This window comes from Roseovarius sp. THAF9 (assembly GCF_009363715.1).
Lineage (GTDB): Bacteria > Pseudomonadota > Alphaproteobacteria > Rhodobacterales > Rhodobacteraceae > Roseovarius.
In genome coordinates this window covers 2,556,480-2,570,765 of the sequence record NZ_CP045404.1, presented here as the reverse complement: position 1 = coordinate 2,570,765, position 14,286 = coordinate 2,556,480, and the positions used below count along the sequence as shown (strand labels likewise).

The window sequence follows — 14,286 nt, the reverse complement described above, 5'->3', positions numbered from 1 at the left end:
GTTTCCAAATCGGATACATTGCGCCCGTGGCTGGAAAGCGGGGGGTTTTAGGCGAATTCGAGGTAAATTGAGGCGATTTGCGGGCGTGTGCCGAGGGCCTCAGAGGCCGAGTTCGGTGCGTTTCTTCTTGGTGAGGCCTGCCACAACCATGTCGTAAGACGCTTTGAAATGATCCCTCAGGCTGTCGTCGGAGAGGCCCGGATCATCGTGGACTTGCAACCACTTCATCCCGCGCGAGGCCAAGTAGGGGGCAGGGCGGATGCCGGGCTGATCCTGAAGGACCTCATAGGCGATGTCCGAGGCCTTGAACGTGTAGGCGTCGCGCCCGTCGTTCCATCCGGCGATGGCGAAGACCTTGCCGCCGACTTTCCAGACATCGGCGTTGCCCCATTGAACAACATGGGTGGTGGCGGGGAGCGACGCGCAAAATTCCATGAACGCGTCGCGGGACAGCATCAGACCTGGCCGCCGGCGATCTCGATGGTCTGGCCGTTGACGCTTTGTGATCCCGGGTCGCAGAGCCAGGTGACGGCGGCGGCGACCTCGAAGGGATCAATCAGGCGCTTGTGGCGGTTGGCGTCGACCATCATGGACCGGGCGGTGTCCGCATCCACCCCGGCGCGGGCGCTGATGGCGTCGACGTTGCGGGTGACGATATCGGTATCGACATAGCCGGGGCAGACCGCGTTGAAGGTGAAGGCGCTGCCCATGTAATCCTCGCTGAGCGCGCGAATGAGGCCAATGAGCCCGTGCTTGGAGGCGGAGTAGGCGGCGGCGCCCTTGAGGCCCCTGATACCCGCGATGGAAGAGATCGCCACCACGCGGCCCCAATCGGTGGTCTTCATCGACGCCAGCGCGCTGCGGATGGTCCAGAACGCGCCATCGAGGTTGGTGGCCATGGTGCGGTGCCAGAAATCGGTGTCGGTCTTGGACAGGTTGCGGCCCTCGGCGATGCCGGCATTGGGCACGCAGATCTGGATCGGCCCGCGTGCGGTGACTGAGGCGGCGATGCCTTCGACGACGCTGGCCTCGTCGCGCACGTCCATGACCTGGGCGTGAAGGCCGTGGGCGCCGGCGGCCTCGTCCAGAACATCGGCGCGGCGGCCGGTGATGGTGACCTCTGCGCCATTGTCTTGCAGGGCGCGGGCGATGGCGAGACCGATACCGGTGCCGCCGCCGGTGACTAGGGCGTGTTTTCCTGTCAGTGTCATGCGATCCACAGTGCCGCAGGGCACAAGGCTTGCCAAGGGGGCGTTTTCTGCGCAGAAAACGGAATGGAAAATGCGCATTTTCCATACCAAAATTTGCGCAAATTTTGGGCCCGCCCCGAAGGAGACCGGTGTGCTGAAGTGGATCGACATACCGCCAATGTGGCTGGCCGGGGCGGCGGCGCTGGCCTGGGGGCAGGCGGCGCACTACCCGGCGGGGCTGAACTTTGGCGGGGTCTGGGCGGATTTCGCGGGCGGGTTGCTGGTGGGCGCGGGGCTGGTGCTGATGGCGCTGGCGCTGATGGAGCTCAGGCGCCACAGGACCACGCCGATCCCGCATCTTGAGGCGGAGCGGTTGGTCACGTCGGGCATCTACAAGCGCAGCCGCAACCCGATTTACCTGGGCGACGCGCTGATCCTGGCCGGGCTGATCCTACGCTGGGACGCGGTGCTGAGCCTGCCGCTGGTGCCGATTTTCGTCTGGGTGATTGAGCGGCGCTTCATCCTGCCCGAGGAGGACCGGTTGCGACGAAAGTTTCGAATGAATTTCGCGCAATACTGTCATAAGACCCGACGTTGGGTTTGACACCCTGCGACAATCGCTACATTCCAAGGTGATAAATTTTGTGTGATAAGGCGTGCCCGACCTTTAGGGTGCGAAAAGCGACAGGGCCGATGGGCCGCCACATGTGACCGTCAGAAAACGGGGGGAGTGAAAGTTGAAGATCGGAACACCAAAAGAGGTGATGGAGGGTGAGGCGCGCGTCGCGATGACGCCCGACTCGGCCCTGCAACTTCAGAAACTGGGCCATGAATGCGCCATCGAGACCGGCGCGGGAGAGCGCGCGGGGTTCACGGATGCGGATTACAAGGAGGCCGGTGTCGAGATCATCAAGTCGCCCGCAGCCTTGTGGAAAGCCTGTGACATCATCGCCAAGGTGCGCGTCCCAACGGATACCGAGGTCAAGCGCCTGACCAAGGGCCAGACCCTTATTTCCTTCTTCAATCCCGGCGGGAACGAAGAGCAGATGAAGATCGCCGCCGAGAAGGGCGCGACCGTCATCGCGATGGAATCGGTGCCGCGGATTTCCCGGGCGCAGAAGATGGATGCGCTGTCGTCCATGGCCAATATCGCCGGCTATCGCGCGGTGATCGAGGCGGGCAACAACTTTGGCCGCTTCTTCACCGGCCAGGTGACCGCGGCGGGCAAGGTGAACCCGGCCAAGGTGCTGGTGGTCGGCGCCGGTGTGGCGGGGCTTGCCGCGATCGGCACTTCGACCAGCCTGGGCGCGATCACCTATGCGTTCGACGTTCGGCCCGAAGTGGCCGAGCAGATCGAATCGATGGGTGCCGAGTTCGTGTTCCTCGATTTCGAGGAAGAACAGCAGGATGGCTCGTCGACCGGCGGGTATGCCGCGCCGTCCAGCCCCGAGTTCCAGGAAAAGCAGCTGGAAAAGTTCCGCGAGATGGCGCCGGATATCGACATCGTCATCACCACGGCCCTGATCCCGAACCGGCCCGCGCCGGTTCTGTGGACCAAGGACATGGTCGAGATGATGAAGAACGGCTCGGTCATCGTGGACCTGGCCGCCGAGCGCGGTGGCAACTGCGAACTGACCCAGAAGGACGAGAAGATCGTTACCGACAACGGCGTGACCATCGTCGGTTACACGGACTTCCCCAGCCGGATGGCGACGCAGTCCTCGACGCTTTACGCCACCAACATCCGTCACATGATGACCGACCTGACGCCCGAGAAGGACGGCAAGGTCGATCACAACATGGAAGACGACGTGATCCGGGGCGCGACGGTCACCCACGGTGGCGAGATCACCTATCCGCCGCCACCGCCCAAGGTTTCAGCCATTGCGGCGGCCCCGAAAAAGGAAAAGCCCAAGGAACTGACGCCCGAAGAGAAGAAGGCGCAGGAAGTGGCGGCCTTCAAGAAGCAGACGATGAACCAGGTGGGCTTGCTGGGTGTCGGGGCGTTCCTGGTGCTGCTGGTCGGCACCGTGGCGCCGGCGAGCTTCATGCAGCACTTCATCGTCTTCGTGCTGTCGGTCTTTATCGGGTTCCAGGTGATCTGGGGCGTGGCGCACAGCCTGCACACGCCGCTTATGGCCGTGACGAACGCGATTTCGTCGATCATCATCCTGGGCGCGCTGATGCAGATCGGCTCGACCTCCTACCTCATCACGCTGCTGGCAGGTCTTGGCATTTTCATGGCGGCGATCAACATTTTCGGCGGCTTCCTGGTGACACGGCGCATGCTCGCCATGTTCCAGAAATCGTAAGGGGGTAAGAGACGATGGATTTCGGATTTACCATTGCGGCCTATGCGGTCGCGGCAGTTCTCTTCATCCTCAGCCTGGGCGGTCTGTCGGGGCAGGAAAGTGCGAAACGTGCGGTTTGGTACGGCATCGCCGGTATGGCGATTGCCGTTCTGGCGACGCTGATCGGTCCGGGTGCGGGCTTGTGGCTGGTGTCGCTGATCATGATCGCGGGCGGCGCCGTGGTGGGCTATCAGCTGGCCACCAAGGTGCAGATGACGCAGATGCCCGAGCTGGTGGCGATCATGCACTCGCTCGTCGGTCTGGCCGCAGTCTTCGTGGGCTTCAACGCGGATATCGAGCTGGGCCGTGTCGCGGCGCAGTTCGCCGATGCGGGCCTGCCCTTCCCGCGGCCCGAGGAAGTGACGGCGGAAGGCGTGGCCTTCGCCAAGCAGTTCACCGGGTTCGCCGCGATCGTCGCCAAGAAGACGGCAGTGGAAGTGTCGATCCTGAAGGTCGAGCTGGTGCTGGGCATCTGGATCGGGGCGGTGACCTTCACCGGGTCGGTGATTGCCTATGGCAAGCTGGCGGGCAAGGTCGACTCGGCCGCCACCAAGCTGCCGGGCGGGCATATCCTGAACGCGGCGGCGGCAGCCTTGTCGCTGGTGCTGGCGATCATGTACCTGAGCGGGTCGGGCAGCTGGACGCTGGTCGTTCTGACGCTGCTCGCGCTCTTCATCGGCTATCACCTGATCATGGGGATCGGCGGCGCTGACATGCCCGTGGTGGTCTCGATGCTGAACAGCTATTCCGGCTGGGCGGCGGCGGCCATCGGCTTCAGCCTGGGCAATGACCTCTTGATCGTTGTGGGTGCGCTTGTTGGGTCCTCGGGTGCGATCCTGAGCTACATCATGTGCAAAGCCATGAACCGGTCCTTTGTCAGCGTGATCCTGGGCGGCTTTGGCGGCGCGGGTGGTCCGGCGGCGGAAGTCGAGGGCGAACAGGTGCCGATCGACGCCGACGGCGTGGCCAATGCCCTGAACGAAGCCGACAGCGTGATCATCGTGCCGGGCTATGGCATGGCAGTGGCGCAGGCGCAGCAGGCGGTCAGCGAGCTGACCAACAAGCTGCGGGCGCAAGGCAAGGAAGTGCGGTTCGCCATTCACCCCGTGGCGGGGCGTCTGCCGGGGCACATGAACGTGCTGCTGGCCGAGGCCAAGGTGCCGTATGACATCGTGCTGGAGATGGAGGAGATCAACGACGATTTCCCCGATACCGACGTGGTGATCGTGATCGGCTCGAACGACATCGTGAACCCCGCCGCGCAGGACGATCCCAACAGCCCCATTGCGGGCATGCCGGTGCTGGAGGTCTGGAAGGCCAAGAACGTCTTCGTGTCCAAGCGCGGGCAGGGCACGGGGTATTCCGGCATTGAGAACCCGCTGTTCTTCAAGGACAACACGCGGATGTTCTATGGCGACGCCAAGGACAGCGTGAGCGCGTTGTTGTCGAAGATTGGGTAGTTTTTGCTCGGACGCAATTGGAGAGGGCCCGCCGGTTGGTGGGCCTTTTTCGTTGGAGCTGAGGCAGAGGTCCGGAACGAATGGTAGTATTGTCGCGGTGGGTTTGAGGCGCGTGGGTTTTCACCCACCCTACAATGCGCTTGGATGCAGGATCGTGCGTTCAGGACCGAAACCGGCTAAATTTGCGCCAGTATACGGTTGCATTCCAGTAAGTCATTGAAAGTGCGTTTCAATCTATTTTCATCCCTGGATCGTATCGCTAGGGTGCCGGGAAACCTCAGGACGCGAGAGCCATGCCGCCCATTGAAGATCATCCGCTGCGATTCGAGCTGTCCAACGAGCTGCACGCGCGGCCCTTTCCCAATCTGAGCGCGCCGGCGACCGGCGTGTTTCTGGCGATCAAGCGGGTCGAGGGGGCGGCCGCGCGGGACAGGGGTGATGACCTGGCGCATCTGACGGCGCTGCTGGACCGCTATGGCGCGGCGCATCCCAAGCCGGGTGCCTCGCATTATTCGGGTGATATCGGCAAGCACCATTTGAAATGGGAGCGGCATACCGAGTTCGTCACATATACCGCGTTCCGTGACGGGGTCAGCGACCGCCCCTTCGATCCGGCGGATTTCGAGGTCTTACCGTCGGATTGGCTGAGCGAGGCCCCGGGGCACCGGATGACCTCGGCCATGGTACGGATCGAAACGCAGAAGGATGACGATACGGTGCGCCAGAACATCCACGACTGGTTCGTGGCCGATAGTGTGGCCGTGGCGCGGGTGCTGGATGACAGTGCGATCATCGCGGGGGATTTCCGGATCGATCCGGCGGGGCATCTGCGGTTCATGGTCAATGCGTCGGCGGATATTGGCACGCGGCGCATGGGGCGCGTGGTGCAGCGCCTGTTCGAGATCGAGACCTACAAGACCATGTCGATGCTGGGCTTTGCCCGGGTGGGCGAGATGCGGCCCGACATGGGCGCGCTGGAAGAGCGGCTGACCCATCTGATCAGCAACATGCCGGGCGGGTCGGTGGCCGCGGAGGACACGCTGGACGATCTGCTGGAGATCTCGGCCAAGCTGGAGGGGATGGTGGCGCGGTCGTCCTATCGCTTTGGCGCGACGTCGGCCTATGAGCAGATCGTGAAGCAGCGCATCACCGTGCTGCGCGAGGAGCGGTTCAACGGGCGGCAGACCTTTGGCGAGTTCATGATGCGGCGCTATGATCCGGCGATGCGCACGGTCCGGTCCACCAAGGACAGGCTGGACGCGATGTCGGATCGGGCGATGCGCGCGGGCGAGCTCTTGCGGACGCGGGTGGACGTGGAGCGCAGCGCGCAGAACCAGGATTTGCTGGAGAGCATGAACAGGCGGGCGGACTTGCAGTTGCGCCTGCAGCGCACGGTCGAGGGGCTGTCGGTGGTGGCGATCAGTTACTACGCGGTGTCGCTGGCGGGGTATCTGCTGTACCCGCTGACCGAGCCGACGGAGCTGTCTAAGGAAATGCTGACGGCGATCGTGGCGCTGCCGGTGGTGGCGGCGGTGTGGTGGATGATCAAGCGGGTGCGCGAGAAGTTGGATTAGGAGCCGCGTGGGTTTTCACTCACCCTACGCGGTGTCGCGGGCCGAAGCCAACGCTGCGTCGGTGGGACGACGGCGATCGGTGAAGCTGACAGGAGTGGCGGCAGGGCACAGGGGCTGCCGTATCGAAAGGATACGCGATGTTTCAGGCTTTTGCGGGGATCTGGGCGCTGCTGATCGGTATCGTGCTGATCATGCTGGGCAACGGCATGCATTTCACGCTGATCGGCTTGCGCGGCGATATCGAGGGGTTTTCCTCGGCCGAGTTGGCGGTTGTGACCTCGGGCTATTTCGTGGGGTACCTGCTGGGCGCGCGGTATGCGCCGCGCCTGATCCGCCGGGTCGGGCATGTGCGGGTGTTCGCGGCACTGGGCAGCTTCATGTCGGCGGGGCTGATCGCCTTTCCGCTGCTAGCGGAGCCGTGGGCGTGGACGCTGCTGCGCATCCTGATCGGGTTTGCCATGTCGGGGATTTATGTCACCGCGGAAAGCTGGCTGAACAACGCGGCCACGAACGAAACGCGCGGCAAGATCCTGTCGGCCTACATGATTGCGCAGACGTTGGGTATCATCGGGGCGCAGGGCCTGCTGAACCTGGGCGAGACGGCGGGTGCGTCGCTGTTCATCGGGGCGTCGATCCTGGTGTCGGTGTCCTTTGCGCCGATCCTCTTGTCCGTCACGCCGGTGCCGGCGGCGGAAGTCACCCGCGCGATGCCGTTGCGTGAGTTGTTCACGGGCTCGCCACTGGGCACGGTGGGGATTTTCCTGCTGGGGAGCCTCTACGCCACGCAGTCGGGGATGGGTGCGGTCTATGGCGCGCAAATCGGGATGGGCAAGGGCGAGATCGCGCTGTTCATCGCGATGCTGTTCGGCGGCGCGCTGGTGCTGCAATATCCCATTGGCTGGCTGTCGGACAGGATCGACCGGCGCAAGGTGATCTTCGGCGCCGCGGCGCTGGGGGCTGGGTTCTGCTTGCTGGGCTGGGTCATGGGGGGCACGTACTGGCCGTTGATGGCGGCGGCGTTCCTGACCGGGGGGGTGACGACGCCGCTTTACGCATTGCTGCTGGCCTATACCAACGACCATTTGCCGGTGGAGGACATGGCCTCGGCGTCAGGCGGGCTGGTGCTGACCTTCGGGATCGGGGCGATCGTGGGCCCGCTGGCAGCGGGTTGGGTGATGGGCCTTATGGGACCCTCGGCTTTCTGGCTGGTGCTGGCGTCGTCGTTTGCGGCGATTGCGGTCTATGCCGCTTACCGAATGACGAAACGGGCGGCGACGCCGGTGGAGGAGACCGAGAGTTACCTTGGCGTGCTGCCGGCCTCAACGGCCTTCGTGGTCGAAGCGGCGGGCGCGTGGTCGGCCGAGCAGGGTGAGGACGACGACAAGGACAATTGAGGTGCGCGCCGAGGTGGGGTGAAACCCCACCCTACGTCGGCGTTCGAGGTCCCGGATCAAGTCCGGGACGGCGGGTGGATTGGCGTGGGCCCGGTCAGAACGCTTCGGGTTTGGCCTCGCGGGCCATGTGATCGAGCACGGCGTTGACGAAGCTGCCTTCCTTGCCCTCGGGATAGAAGCTGCGGGCGACGTCGACGAATTCGTTGATGACGACCTTGACCGGTGCCTCACCTTCGAGGAACTCCGCCCCGGCGGCGCGGAACACCGCGCGCAGGGTGGGGTCGATGCGCGCGATGGGCCATTTCGCCACCAGTGCGCGGTCGGTCATCTGGTCGATCTTGGATTGCCAGTTCACGGCCTGCTCGACCAGTTGGCGAAAGAGGTCGATATCGCCGTCGGCCATCTCGATGCCTTCCTCGTATTCCTGTCCAAAGCGGAAATCGAGGAATTCGCGGATGATCGTCTCATAGGACTGGCTGGAATGTTCCATCTGAAAGAGCGCCTGCACTGCGTAGAGCCGCGCGGCGGAGCGCATCTTGCGTTTCTGGTTGCCGGATAGTTCGGTCATGCGGTGGGGTTGTCCTTGAGCTCGCCTGCGAGCTTGTATTCCTCGGCGTCGGGCATGAAGCCGACGCCCTTGCGGGTGCCCCATTTGCGGGTGAGCGCAATGAGGTGCAGGGCGGCGGCGGCGGCGCCTGCGCCCTTGTTCATCTGGTCGGGGTCGGCGCGTTCCACGGCCTGATCGCGGTTTTCGACCGTGAGGATGCCATTGCCGATGCACAGGCCCTGAAGGCCCAGCAGGGTGATGCCGCGGCTGGAATCGTTGCACACAGTCTCGTAATGGGTGGTGGCGCCGCGGATGACGCAGCCTAGCGCCACGTAGCCGTCGAAGTTCGACAGGCGCTCGGCGATGCCGATGGAGGTGGGGATTTCAAGCGCGCCGGGCACTTCGATGAGGTCGTAAGTAGCGCCGGAGGCTTCGATCTCGGCCTTTGCCCCGTCGATCATCATGTCGGCGATGTCGCGGTAGAAGGGGGCCACGACGATCAGCAGTTTCACGGGCTTGTCGAACGTGGCGCGGGGCAGGGTGTATTCGGTTCCGGCCATGGCGTTATCCTTCGCTGAGGCGGTGCGTGCCGACGATGCTGATGCCGTAGGCGTCGAGCCCGAGGTAACGGGTATTCGGGCTGTCGGTGACGAGGATCAGTTCGTGCAGGCCCATCGTGGACATGATCTGAGCGCCAAGGCCCGTCTGTTTGATGGTGCGCGGCGTGTCGTCCTCTTCCATTTCCGAGGCGAGGCTGGGCCGGGGCTGGCGGAAGAGGAAGACGGCGCCGCGGCCTTCGCGGGCGATGATGTTCATGGCACGGGGCAGCTTGCCGGTCGGGCCGGCGGGGCTGGCCTCGAGCCCGATGCCCAGCACGTCCTCGAGCGCGTTGAGCGCGTGGGTGCGGGCAAGCACCGGTTTGCCATCGGTGATGTCGCCCTTGGACAGTACGACATGCTCGGTATCGGTGATCTGGTCGGCGAAGATGCGCATGTCCCATTCTCCGCCGTGCGAGGACGTGATGGTTTCGCGCCGGACCTCGCGCACGAGGTTGTCGTGCTTGTGGCGATAGGCGATGAGGTCGGAGATGGTGCCGATCTTCATGCCGTGGGTCTTGGCGAACTCCACAAGGTCGGGCAGGCGGGCCATGGTGCCGTCGTCCTTCATGATCTCGCAGATCACGCCGGAGGGGTTGAGGCCGGCGAGGCGAGAGATGTCCACGGCGGCCTCGGTATGGCCGGCGCGTACGAGGACGCCACCGTTGCGGGCGCGCAGCGGAAAGACATGGCCCGGCGTGGCGATATGGGCCTGGGTGTTCTGTTCGTTGATCGCGGTCGATATGGTCAGCGCGCGGTCGGCCGCCGAGATGCCGGTGCTGACGCCCTCGCGGGCCTCGATGCTGACGGTGAAGGCGGTTTCGTGCCGCGACGAGTTGTTCACGGCCATCATGGGCAGGCCAAGGCGGTCAATCCTTTGGGCCGTCATGGGCAGGCAGATGAGGCCCTTGCCGTGGGTGGCCATGAAGTTGATGACTTCGGCCGTGGCGAATTCGGCGGGTATCACCAGGTCGCCCTCGTTCTCGCGGTCCTCGTGGTCGACAAGGATGAACATGCGGCCGGCACGCGCCTCGGCGATGATTTCCTCAGTGGACGAGATCGCGGAGCGCAGCTCGGCCTCGACGGGGCCGGGTTTTTCGAAGGCTTGGGTTTCGGACATCTGGCGCCTCTGGGTTTACAGGCCCGCCAGATAGCGCAGGGGTGTGCGGAAGGCCAGAGGGGATGTCGGGTTAAGGTGCGCCGCTGACGCGTTCGGGCGAATGTGACGGACGAGATGTCGCGGCGGAATGGCAACGATCAGCCGGTAATGCCGGGGCTTTTCCTTGAGGATGGGGGCCAATGTGCTAGTATTAAGCGTGAAGCGCAAAGGAGTCTTCCAATGCCCAAGCTCATCCGCATGTATATCGTGAACGTCGCCATCGGCTTTGGCCTTGCGGCGGTGTTCGTGGGGATGTTGCTGTGGTTCGATATCGCGAACCTGTGGCATCTGGTCAGCCATTCGGACAAGGGCTGGTTGGCGGTTCTGCTGCTGTGGGTGTCCAACGGGATCGTCTTTGCGGGCGTCCAGTTCGGCATCGCGGTGATGCGGATGAAGGACGATGATGACGATGACGGCCCCGGGGGCGGGCTGCGCCAGCACGTGATGCGGCAGGATCACGCGACGATCCCGGTGCGCGCGGATCAGGGCGCGCGTCCGTTCTGGAGCAAGCGCTGAAAAGAGTTTCCGCTTTGGAACGGTGAGATATGCGTGGCGGTTTGCGTCGGGAGCCGCGCAGACGGTGCGGTGCGTGGGTTGTCACCCACCCTACGCAATCGCGTCATGATGTAGCGGCGAAAGGTGTGACGGGCCCGCACGCAACCGTTTGGTTCTCTCATTCCCGAGGACCTGTATATACAGGTGGGCGCCGGTTAACCGGACCAGGGCCCGGACAGAGCCAGCTCCCTCGGAATTGCTTAAGGCCACCGGAATGCAACCGTTCACGAGAAGGGCAGCACCCGTCACTCTTCTGAGGTAAGACGTCGGGGGCGGTGCGGCAAGGGGCTATTCCGAAGCATCCGAAATAAATCCGTACGCGCGCAGCTGCTCGGGCAGCAGGACGTAGATTTCGTCGGGCGGGGTGGCGAGCGCATGGGTCATGACCATCGGGTCGATGCCCATCTGGTCGAGGTAGAGCATGACCTCGCCCTGGCCGGCCTGGATATCCTCGACCGCGAAGGAGGCGGGCAGGATCGTGCTTTCGCCGAAATAGTGCTGGTGGACGCCGACTTGCGCCGCGTCGTCTATGTCGCGGGCGGCCCCGCCGGCCAGCATGTAGGGGCAGGCGGAGAAGCAGTATTCGCCCGCAAGCATCCGTGTCGTCAAGCCGGTGTCGCGGAAGTGGCGGCCCAGGGCCAGCGCCTCGGTCACGGTGCCGCCGGGAGATTGCAGAATGAGCGTCTCGGGGGGGGGCGTGCTTTCTTCGAGCCGCTTGATGATGCGATCGGCGTCGCCCTCGGCGATGCCGCCCTCGAGGCGGTAGGTGGTGCCGTCTTCCTGTGTGAGCACCAGCCGTTCGGGCAGCTCGCCCGGGTCGCGGGCGGGCCGCGTGGCGGGGCGGTCACGGTCGGGGCGGAAGAGGCGGCGCTGGTCGCCGGGGCGCACGGGTTCGGTCAGCCGGGGGGCGTCGGGGGCCATGCCCGGCAGGCGGAACCCAGAGGCGCTTACATCGCCCAGCACCAGCATGGCGCCGATGCCAATCTGGAAGATCAGCGCGCCGGTGAGGATGCGGGCCACGGGGGGGCCGTGTTTGGATTTCGGCTTTTCGGTCGCGCCTTTCCCGGTGTCGTCGTCGCTCATGGCGTGGTTCCGGTGATGCGCTTGACCTTGTTGCGGTCCTCGGGCGTGTCGTCCGCGGAGGGTTTGCGCGGGGCGGGGGTATCCTCGATCTCGTGCGCCACGGCGATGGCGGCGCGCAGTTCGGCCACGGTCATGGAGTCCTCGATATCGGTGCCGTCGCGCATCGAACGGATCATGCCGTGGGTGATCGACAGGATCAGGACCAGCACGGCGGGAAGCAGGTCGATGGCGATGGCCCCGGCCCAGGAGGGCACGAAGTTGCGGGCATAGAGGATGACCGCGTCAGCCGACGATATGGGCGTGTAGGTGACTTCTGCCGCGGGCTCGAGCGCGGCCACCTCCTGTGCGGCGTTTTCCAGCGTGGCGGCGCGCTGGCCGAGGACTTCGAGAACGGAGGTGATGGTGGCGGCCTGGTCGCCGCGCCCGGCCTCGGTGCGGCTGTCGAGCTCGGGCAGGACGACGGAGGCCGAGAGATCCTGTGCGGCACGTTCCACAAGGGGCGCGACGGTCAGCTGGCGCATCTGGGTGATAAGACCTTGGAGGCGCACGGCGGATTCGGAGAATTCGACAGAGCGGGCCTCGACCGGCCCCGGTTCGACGGTAAGGGAGCGCATCCGGCTGAGGATGGTGTTGCCCTCGGCGAAGGCGGTGTCGACGAGTGGTGTCTGGTCGGCGATCTGTTGTTCGAGCGCGGCGAGTTCGGCGGATTTCTGGCGCAGCACGCGGAAGACGGCGCCGCGGCCCGCAAGGCCCGAGAGATTGCCGGTGGCTTCCTGTTCGCTGAGATCCTCGAAGGATTGGCGCACGCGGGCGACGTCGCGGCCCAGGGCCTGGCCGGTGAGGGCGATTTCATGGGCACGCTCCAGGCTTTGCTGATAGTCCTGCACGGTCTCGGCCAGATGTTGTTCGACCGCCGCCGAGCCGGCCAGGGCGGCGGCGTTGAGCCAGCTGGACATGGCGATGATAGCGACCGAGCCGAGGCCCATCGCGCCCAAGAGGCCGACGCGGGCGCGGGCGGAGGTGACGGCGGGAAAGAGCCGCAGGAGGTAGGACCAGAAGACGAAGATGCCGACCGAGACGGCGACGGAATAGGCCAGCGCCGCGAAGGTGGACATGGCGCCGGTGTCGTCCAGCAGGGACGAGACGCCGAGATAGGTGTAGATGCCCGAAGCCACGGCCAGAACGCCCAAGGCCGTGCCCGAGAAGGTTTCCAGCCAGTCGATATGGCCTTCGAGATCGCGGGCATAGCGGGCGCCGCGTGTGCGGGAGGAGTCTGTTTTCGGATCGGGCATGGCGGACCTTTTTACAGCGAAAGAGGGGCGCGACCGTGCCAGACCCCGGGAACATCACTATGAAATGGTTAATTAATCACGCAAGACAAGGCTGTGTGATCAGCAATTCCCATGCAGGGGCTTGCCAATGTTCACGTATTGTTCATAAATTGGCGTCATGCAGGACCATTTCAGCGACATAATTGCGATGCAGCCCGGCCAGCTTTTGGCGCGGGGCGTGTGCCGGCATTTGCTGGGCTATGATTTCGCAACGGTCGAGGAATTCTCGCCGGAGAAGGGCAAGCGCGTGGACGTCATGGCGCTGGGACCCAAGGGCGAGATCTGGGTGGTGGAGTGCAAGTCGAGCCGGGCGGATTTCACTTCGGATCTCAAGTGGGATGGCTATCTTGAATGGTGCGACCGGTATTTCTGGGCCGTCGACGAGGCGTTTCCGACCGACCTGTTGCCCGAGGGCACGGGACTGATCATCGCGGATGCGTATGACGCGCAGATCATTCGGATGGCGCCGGAGCACAAGCTGCCCGGCGCGCGGCGCACGGCGCTGACGCGACGCTTTGCGCGGCAGGCGGCGTTGCGTTTGCAGGGCGCGCGCGATCCGGGGCTTTGAGGGGGCCGTTTTCTTGCAAAGAAAACGGAATAGAAAATGTGTATTTTCTATTCCAAAATTTGCGTAAATTTTGGGTGCGCGGGGCTAGCGTTTCGCTTCGGCGGCCTTGGCAGCGGCGAGGATTTCCTCGGCGATTTCGCGGGCCTCATCGGGGTCGAAATCCATAGGGATTTCCGTGGGGCCTGCCATGATGAACAGGCGGACCATACCCTGGTCGGTGGGACCGATTTGCAGATTCGCCTCGATGTCGCGTTCGTCGTTGATGCCCACGGCCGCCTCCTGGATAATTGGAATGGCCTAGCGCCTTGGCCGCGCGAAGGCAAGCCGGTTGGAATGGGCGAGATCGTGTCGAAGAGGCTTGCAATCGCGGACCGGGAAAGTTAAATCCATGCCGCGTGCCGCCTTAGCTCAGTTGGTTAGAGCGCCTGATTGTGGATCAGGAGGTCCCCCGTTCGAGCCGGGGAGGTGGTACCATTCT

The 14,286-nt window shown here is 64.2% G+C and carries 15 protein-coding genes and 1 tRNA gene; 8 read left to right on the top strand and 8 right to left on the bottom strand.

Annotation, left to right across the window (positions count from 1 at the left end):
* Window positions 1-99 precede the first annotated feature (99 nt).
* Together FIU86_RS12790 and FIU86_RS12785 are read right to left on the bottom strand one after the other, a co-directional pair.
* Window positions 100-453: an MmcQ/YjbR family DNA-binding protein gene (locus FIU86_RS12790; protein WP_152477147.1), complete on the bottom strand. Its 354-nt coding sequence runs from the start codon at window positions 451-453 to the stop codon at window positions 100-102.
* Window positions 454-455: 2 nt separating this feature from the next.
* The gene (locus tag FIU86_RS12785; protein WP_152475430.1) at window positions 456-1,211 is read right to left on the bottom strand and encodes an SDR family NAD(P)-dependent oxidoreductase; all 756 of its coding nucleotides are present in this window, start codon (window positions 1,209-1,211) and stop codon (window positions 456-458) included.
* A 133-nt stretch (window positions 1,212-1,344) separates the two neighbouring features.
* Here FIU86_RS12785 and FIU86_RS12780 point away from each other — a divergent pair, with 133 nt between their 5' ends.
* The 5 genes from FIU86_RS12780 (at window position 1,345) to FIU86_RS12760 (ending at window position 7,969) form a co-directional block, all read left to right on the top strand.
* The gene (locus FIU86_RS12780; RefSeq protein ID WP_254704018.1) at window positions 1,345-1,794 is read left to right on the top strand and encodes an isoprenylcysteine carboxylmethyltransferase family protein; all 450 of its coding nucleotides are present in this window, start codon (window positions 1,345-1,347) and stop codon (window positions 1,792-1,794) included.
* A gap of 133 nt (window positions 1,795-1,927) precedes the next feature.
* Window positions 1,928-3,502, top strand: a complete 1,575-nt coding sequence (locus tag FIU86_RS12775) for a Re/Si-specific NAD(P)(+) transhydrogenase subunit alpha (protein WP_152475428.1) — start codon at window positions 1,928-1,930, stop codon at window positions 3,500-3,502.
* 14 nt (window positions 3,503-3,516) lie between these two features.
* On the top strand, window positions 3,517-5,001 hold the full coding sequence (locus FIU86_RS12770) for an NAD(P)(+) transhydrogenase (Re/Si-specific) subunit beta (protein WP_152475427.1): 1,485 nt from the start codon (window positions 3,517-3,519) through the stop codon (window positions 4,999-5,001).
* Window positions 5,002-5,294: 293 nt separating this feature from the next.
* A complete protein-coding gene (locus FIU86_RS12765; protein WP_152475426.1) occupies window positions 5,295-6,575 on the top strand; it encodes a DUF3422 family protein in 1,281 nt (426 codons plus the stop codon).
* 137 nt (window positions 6,576-6,712) lie between these two features.
* Window positions 6,713-7,969, top strand: coding sequence for an MFS transporter (locus FIU86_RS12760; protein WP_152475425.1), 1,257 nt, complete (start codon window positions 6,713-6,715; stop codon window positions 7,967-7,969).
* A gap of 94 nt (window positions 7,970-8,063) precedes the next feature.
* Here FIU86_RS12760 and nusB read toward each other — a convergent pair whose 3' ends face one another.
* Genes nusB through ribB form a run of 3 tightly spaced genes read right to left on the bottom strand, consistent with a single transcriptional unit; the run spans window position 8,064 to window position 10,232 of the window.
* Window positions 8,064-8,537 (bottom strand): transcription antitermination factor NusB, encoded by a 474-nt coding sequence (gene nusB, locus FIU86_RS12755; protein WP_152475424.1) that lies wholly within the window; start codon window positions 8,535-8,537, stop codon window positions 8,064-8,066.
* The gene (locus FIU86_RS12750; protein ID WP_152475423.1) at window positions 8,534-9,076 is read right to left on the bottom strand and encodes a 6,7-dimethyl-8-ribityllumazine synthase; all 543 of its coding nucleotides are present in this window, start codon (window positions 9,074-9,076) and stop codon (window positions 8,534-8,536) included. The genes nusB and FIU86_RS12750 overlap by 4 nt, the downstream gene beginning before the upstream one ends.
* Window positions 9,077-9,080: 4 nt before the next feature.
* Complete coding sequence (gene ribB / locus FIU86_RS12745) at window positions 9,081-10,232, bottom strand: 3,4-dihydroxy-2-butanone-4-phosphate synthase (RefSeq protein ID WP_152475422.1); 1,152 nt, start codon at window positions 10,230-10,232, stop codon at window positions 9,081-9,083.
* 219 nt (window positions 10,233-10,451) lie between these two features.
* Here ribB and FIU86_RS12740 point away from each other — a divergent pair, with 219 nt between their 5' ends.
* Complete coding sequence (locus FIU86_RS12740; RefSeq protein WP_152475421.1) at window positions 10,452-10,787, top strand: hypothetical protein; 336 nt, start codon at window positions 10,452-10,454, stop codon at window positions 10,785-10,787.
* Window positions 10,788-11,114: 327 nt separating this feature from the next.
* Here the strand turns inward: FIU86_RS12740 and FIU86_RS12735 are convergent, their stop codons facing one another.
* Complete coding sequence (locus FIU86_RS12735; RefSeq protein ID WP_152475420.1) at window positions 11,115-11,909, bottom strand: hypothetical protein; 795 nt, start codon at window positions 11,907-11,909, stop codon at window positions 11,115-11,117.
* The gene (locus FIU86_RS12730; RefSeq protein WP_152475419.1) at window positions 11,906-13,201 is read right to left on the bottom strand and encodes a hypothetical protein; all 1,296 of its coding nucleotides are present in this window, start codon (window positions 13,199-13,201) and stop codon (window positions 11,906-11,908) included. Before FIU86_RS12730 ends, FIU86_RS12735 begins: the two co-directional genes overlap by 4 nt.
* A 157-nt stretch (window positions 13,202-13,358) precedes the next feature.
* Between FIU86_RS12730 and FIU86_RS12725 the strand changes: the two genes are divergently transcribed.
* Window positions 13,359-13,808: an MmcB family DNA repair protein gene (locus FIU86_RS12725; protein ID WP_254703830.1), complete on the top strand. Its 450-nt coding sequence runs from the start codon at window positions 13,359-13,361 to the stop codon at window positions 13,806-13,808.
* A gap of 84 nt (window positions 13,809-13,892) precedes the next feature.
* Here the strand turns inward: FIU86_RS12725 and FIU86_RS12720 are convergent, their stop codons facing one another.
* Window positions 13,893-14,078 carry a DUF6324 family protein gene (locus FIU86_RS12720; RefSeq protein ID WP_172977498.1) on the bottom strand — a complete coding sequence of 62 codons (186 nt, stop codon included), beginning with the start codon at window positions 14,076-14,078 and terminating at the stop codon, window positions 13,893-13,895.
* A 127-nt stretch (window positions 14,079-14,205) separates the two neighbouring features.
* Here FIU86_RS12720 and FIU86_RS12715 point away from each other — a divergent pair.
* A tRNA-His gene (locus FIU86_RS12715) sits at window positions 14,206-14,282 on the top strand.
* Window positions 14,283-14,286: the final 4 nt, after the last annotated feature.

Excerpts from the sequence above, each read along its gene's own strand:
- FIU86_RS12785 (WP_152475430.1), bottom strand. The coding sequence starts at position 1,211 with ATGACACTGACAGGAAAACACGCCCTAGTCACCGGCGGCGGCACCGGT.
- FIU86_RS12770 (WP_152475427.1), top strand. The coding sequence starts at position 3,517 with ATGGATTTCGGATTTACCATTGCGGCCTATGCGGTCGCGGCAGTTCTC.
- FIU86_RS12765 (WP_152475426.1), top strand. The coding sequence starts at position 5,295 with ATGCCGCCCATTGAAGATCATCCGCTGCGATTCGAGCTGTCCAACGAG.
- FIU86_RS12760 (WP_152475425.1), top strand. The coding sequence starts at position 6,713 with ATGTTTCAGGCTTTTGCGGGGATCTGGGCGCTGCTGATCGGTATCGTG.
- nusB (WP_152475424.1), bottom strand. The coding sequence starts at position 8,537 with ATGACCGAACTATCCGGCAACCAGAAACGCAAGATGCGCTCCGCCGCG.
- FIU86_RS12750 (WP_152475423.1), bottom strand. The coding sequence starts at position 9,076 with ATGGCCGGAACCGAATACACCCTGCCCCGCGCCACGTTCGACAAGCCC.
- ribB (WP_152475422.1), bottom strand. The coding sequence starts at position 10,232 with ATGTCCGAAACCCAAGCCTTCGAAAAACCCGGCCCCGTCGAGGCCGAG.
- FIU86_RS12740 (WP_152475421.1), top strand. The coding sequence starts at position 10,452 with ATGCCCAAGCTCATCCGCATGTATATCGTGAACGTCGCCATCGGCTTT.
- FIU86_RS12735 (WP_152475420.1), bottom strand. The coding sequence starts at position 11,909 with ATGAGCGACGACGACACCGGGAAAGGCGCGACCGAAAAGCCGAAATCC.
- FIU86_RS12730 (WP_152475419.1), bottom strand. The coding sequence starts at position 13,201 with ATGCCCGATCCGAAAACAGACTCCTCCCGCACACGCGGCGCCCGCTAT.
- FIU86_RS12725 (WP_254703830.1), top strand. The coding sequence starts at position 13,359 with ATGCAGGACCATTTCAGCGACATAATTGCGATGCAGCCCGGCCAGCTT.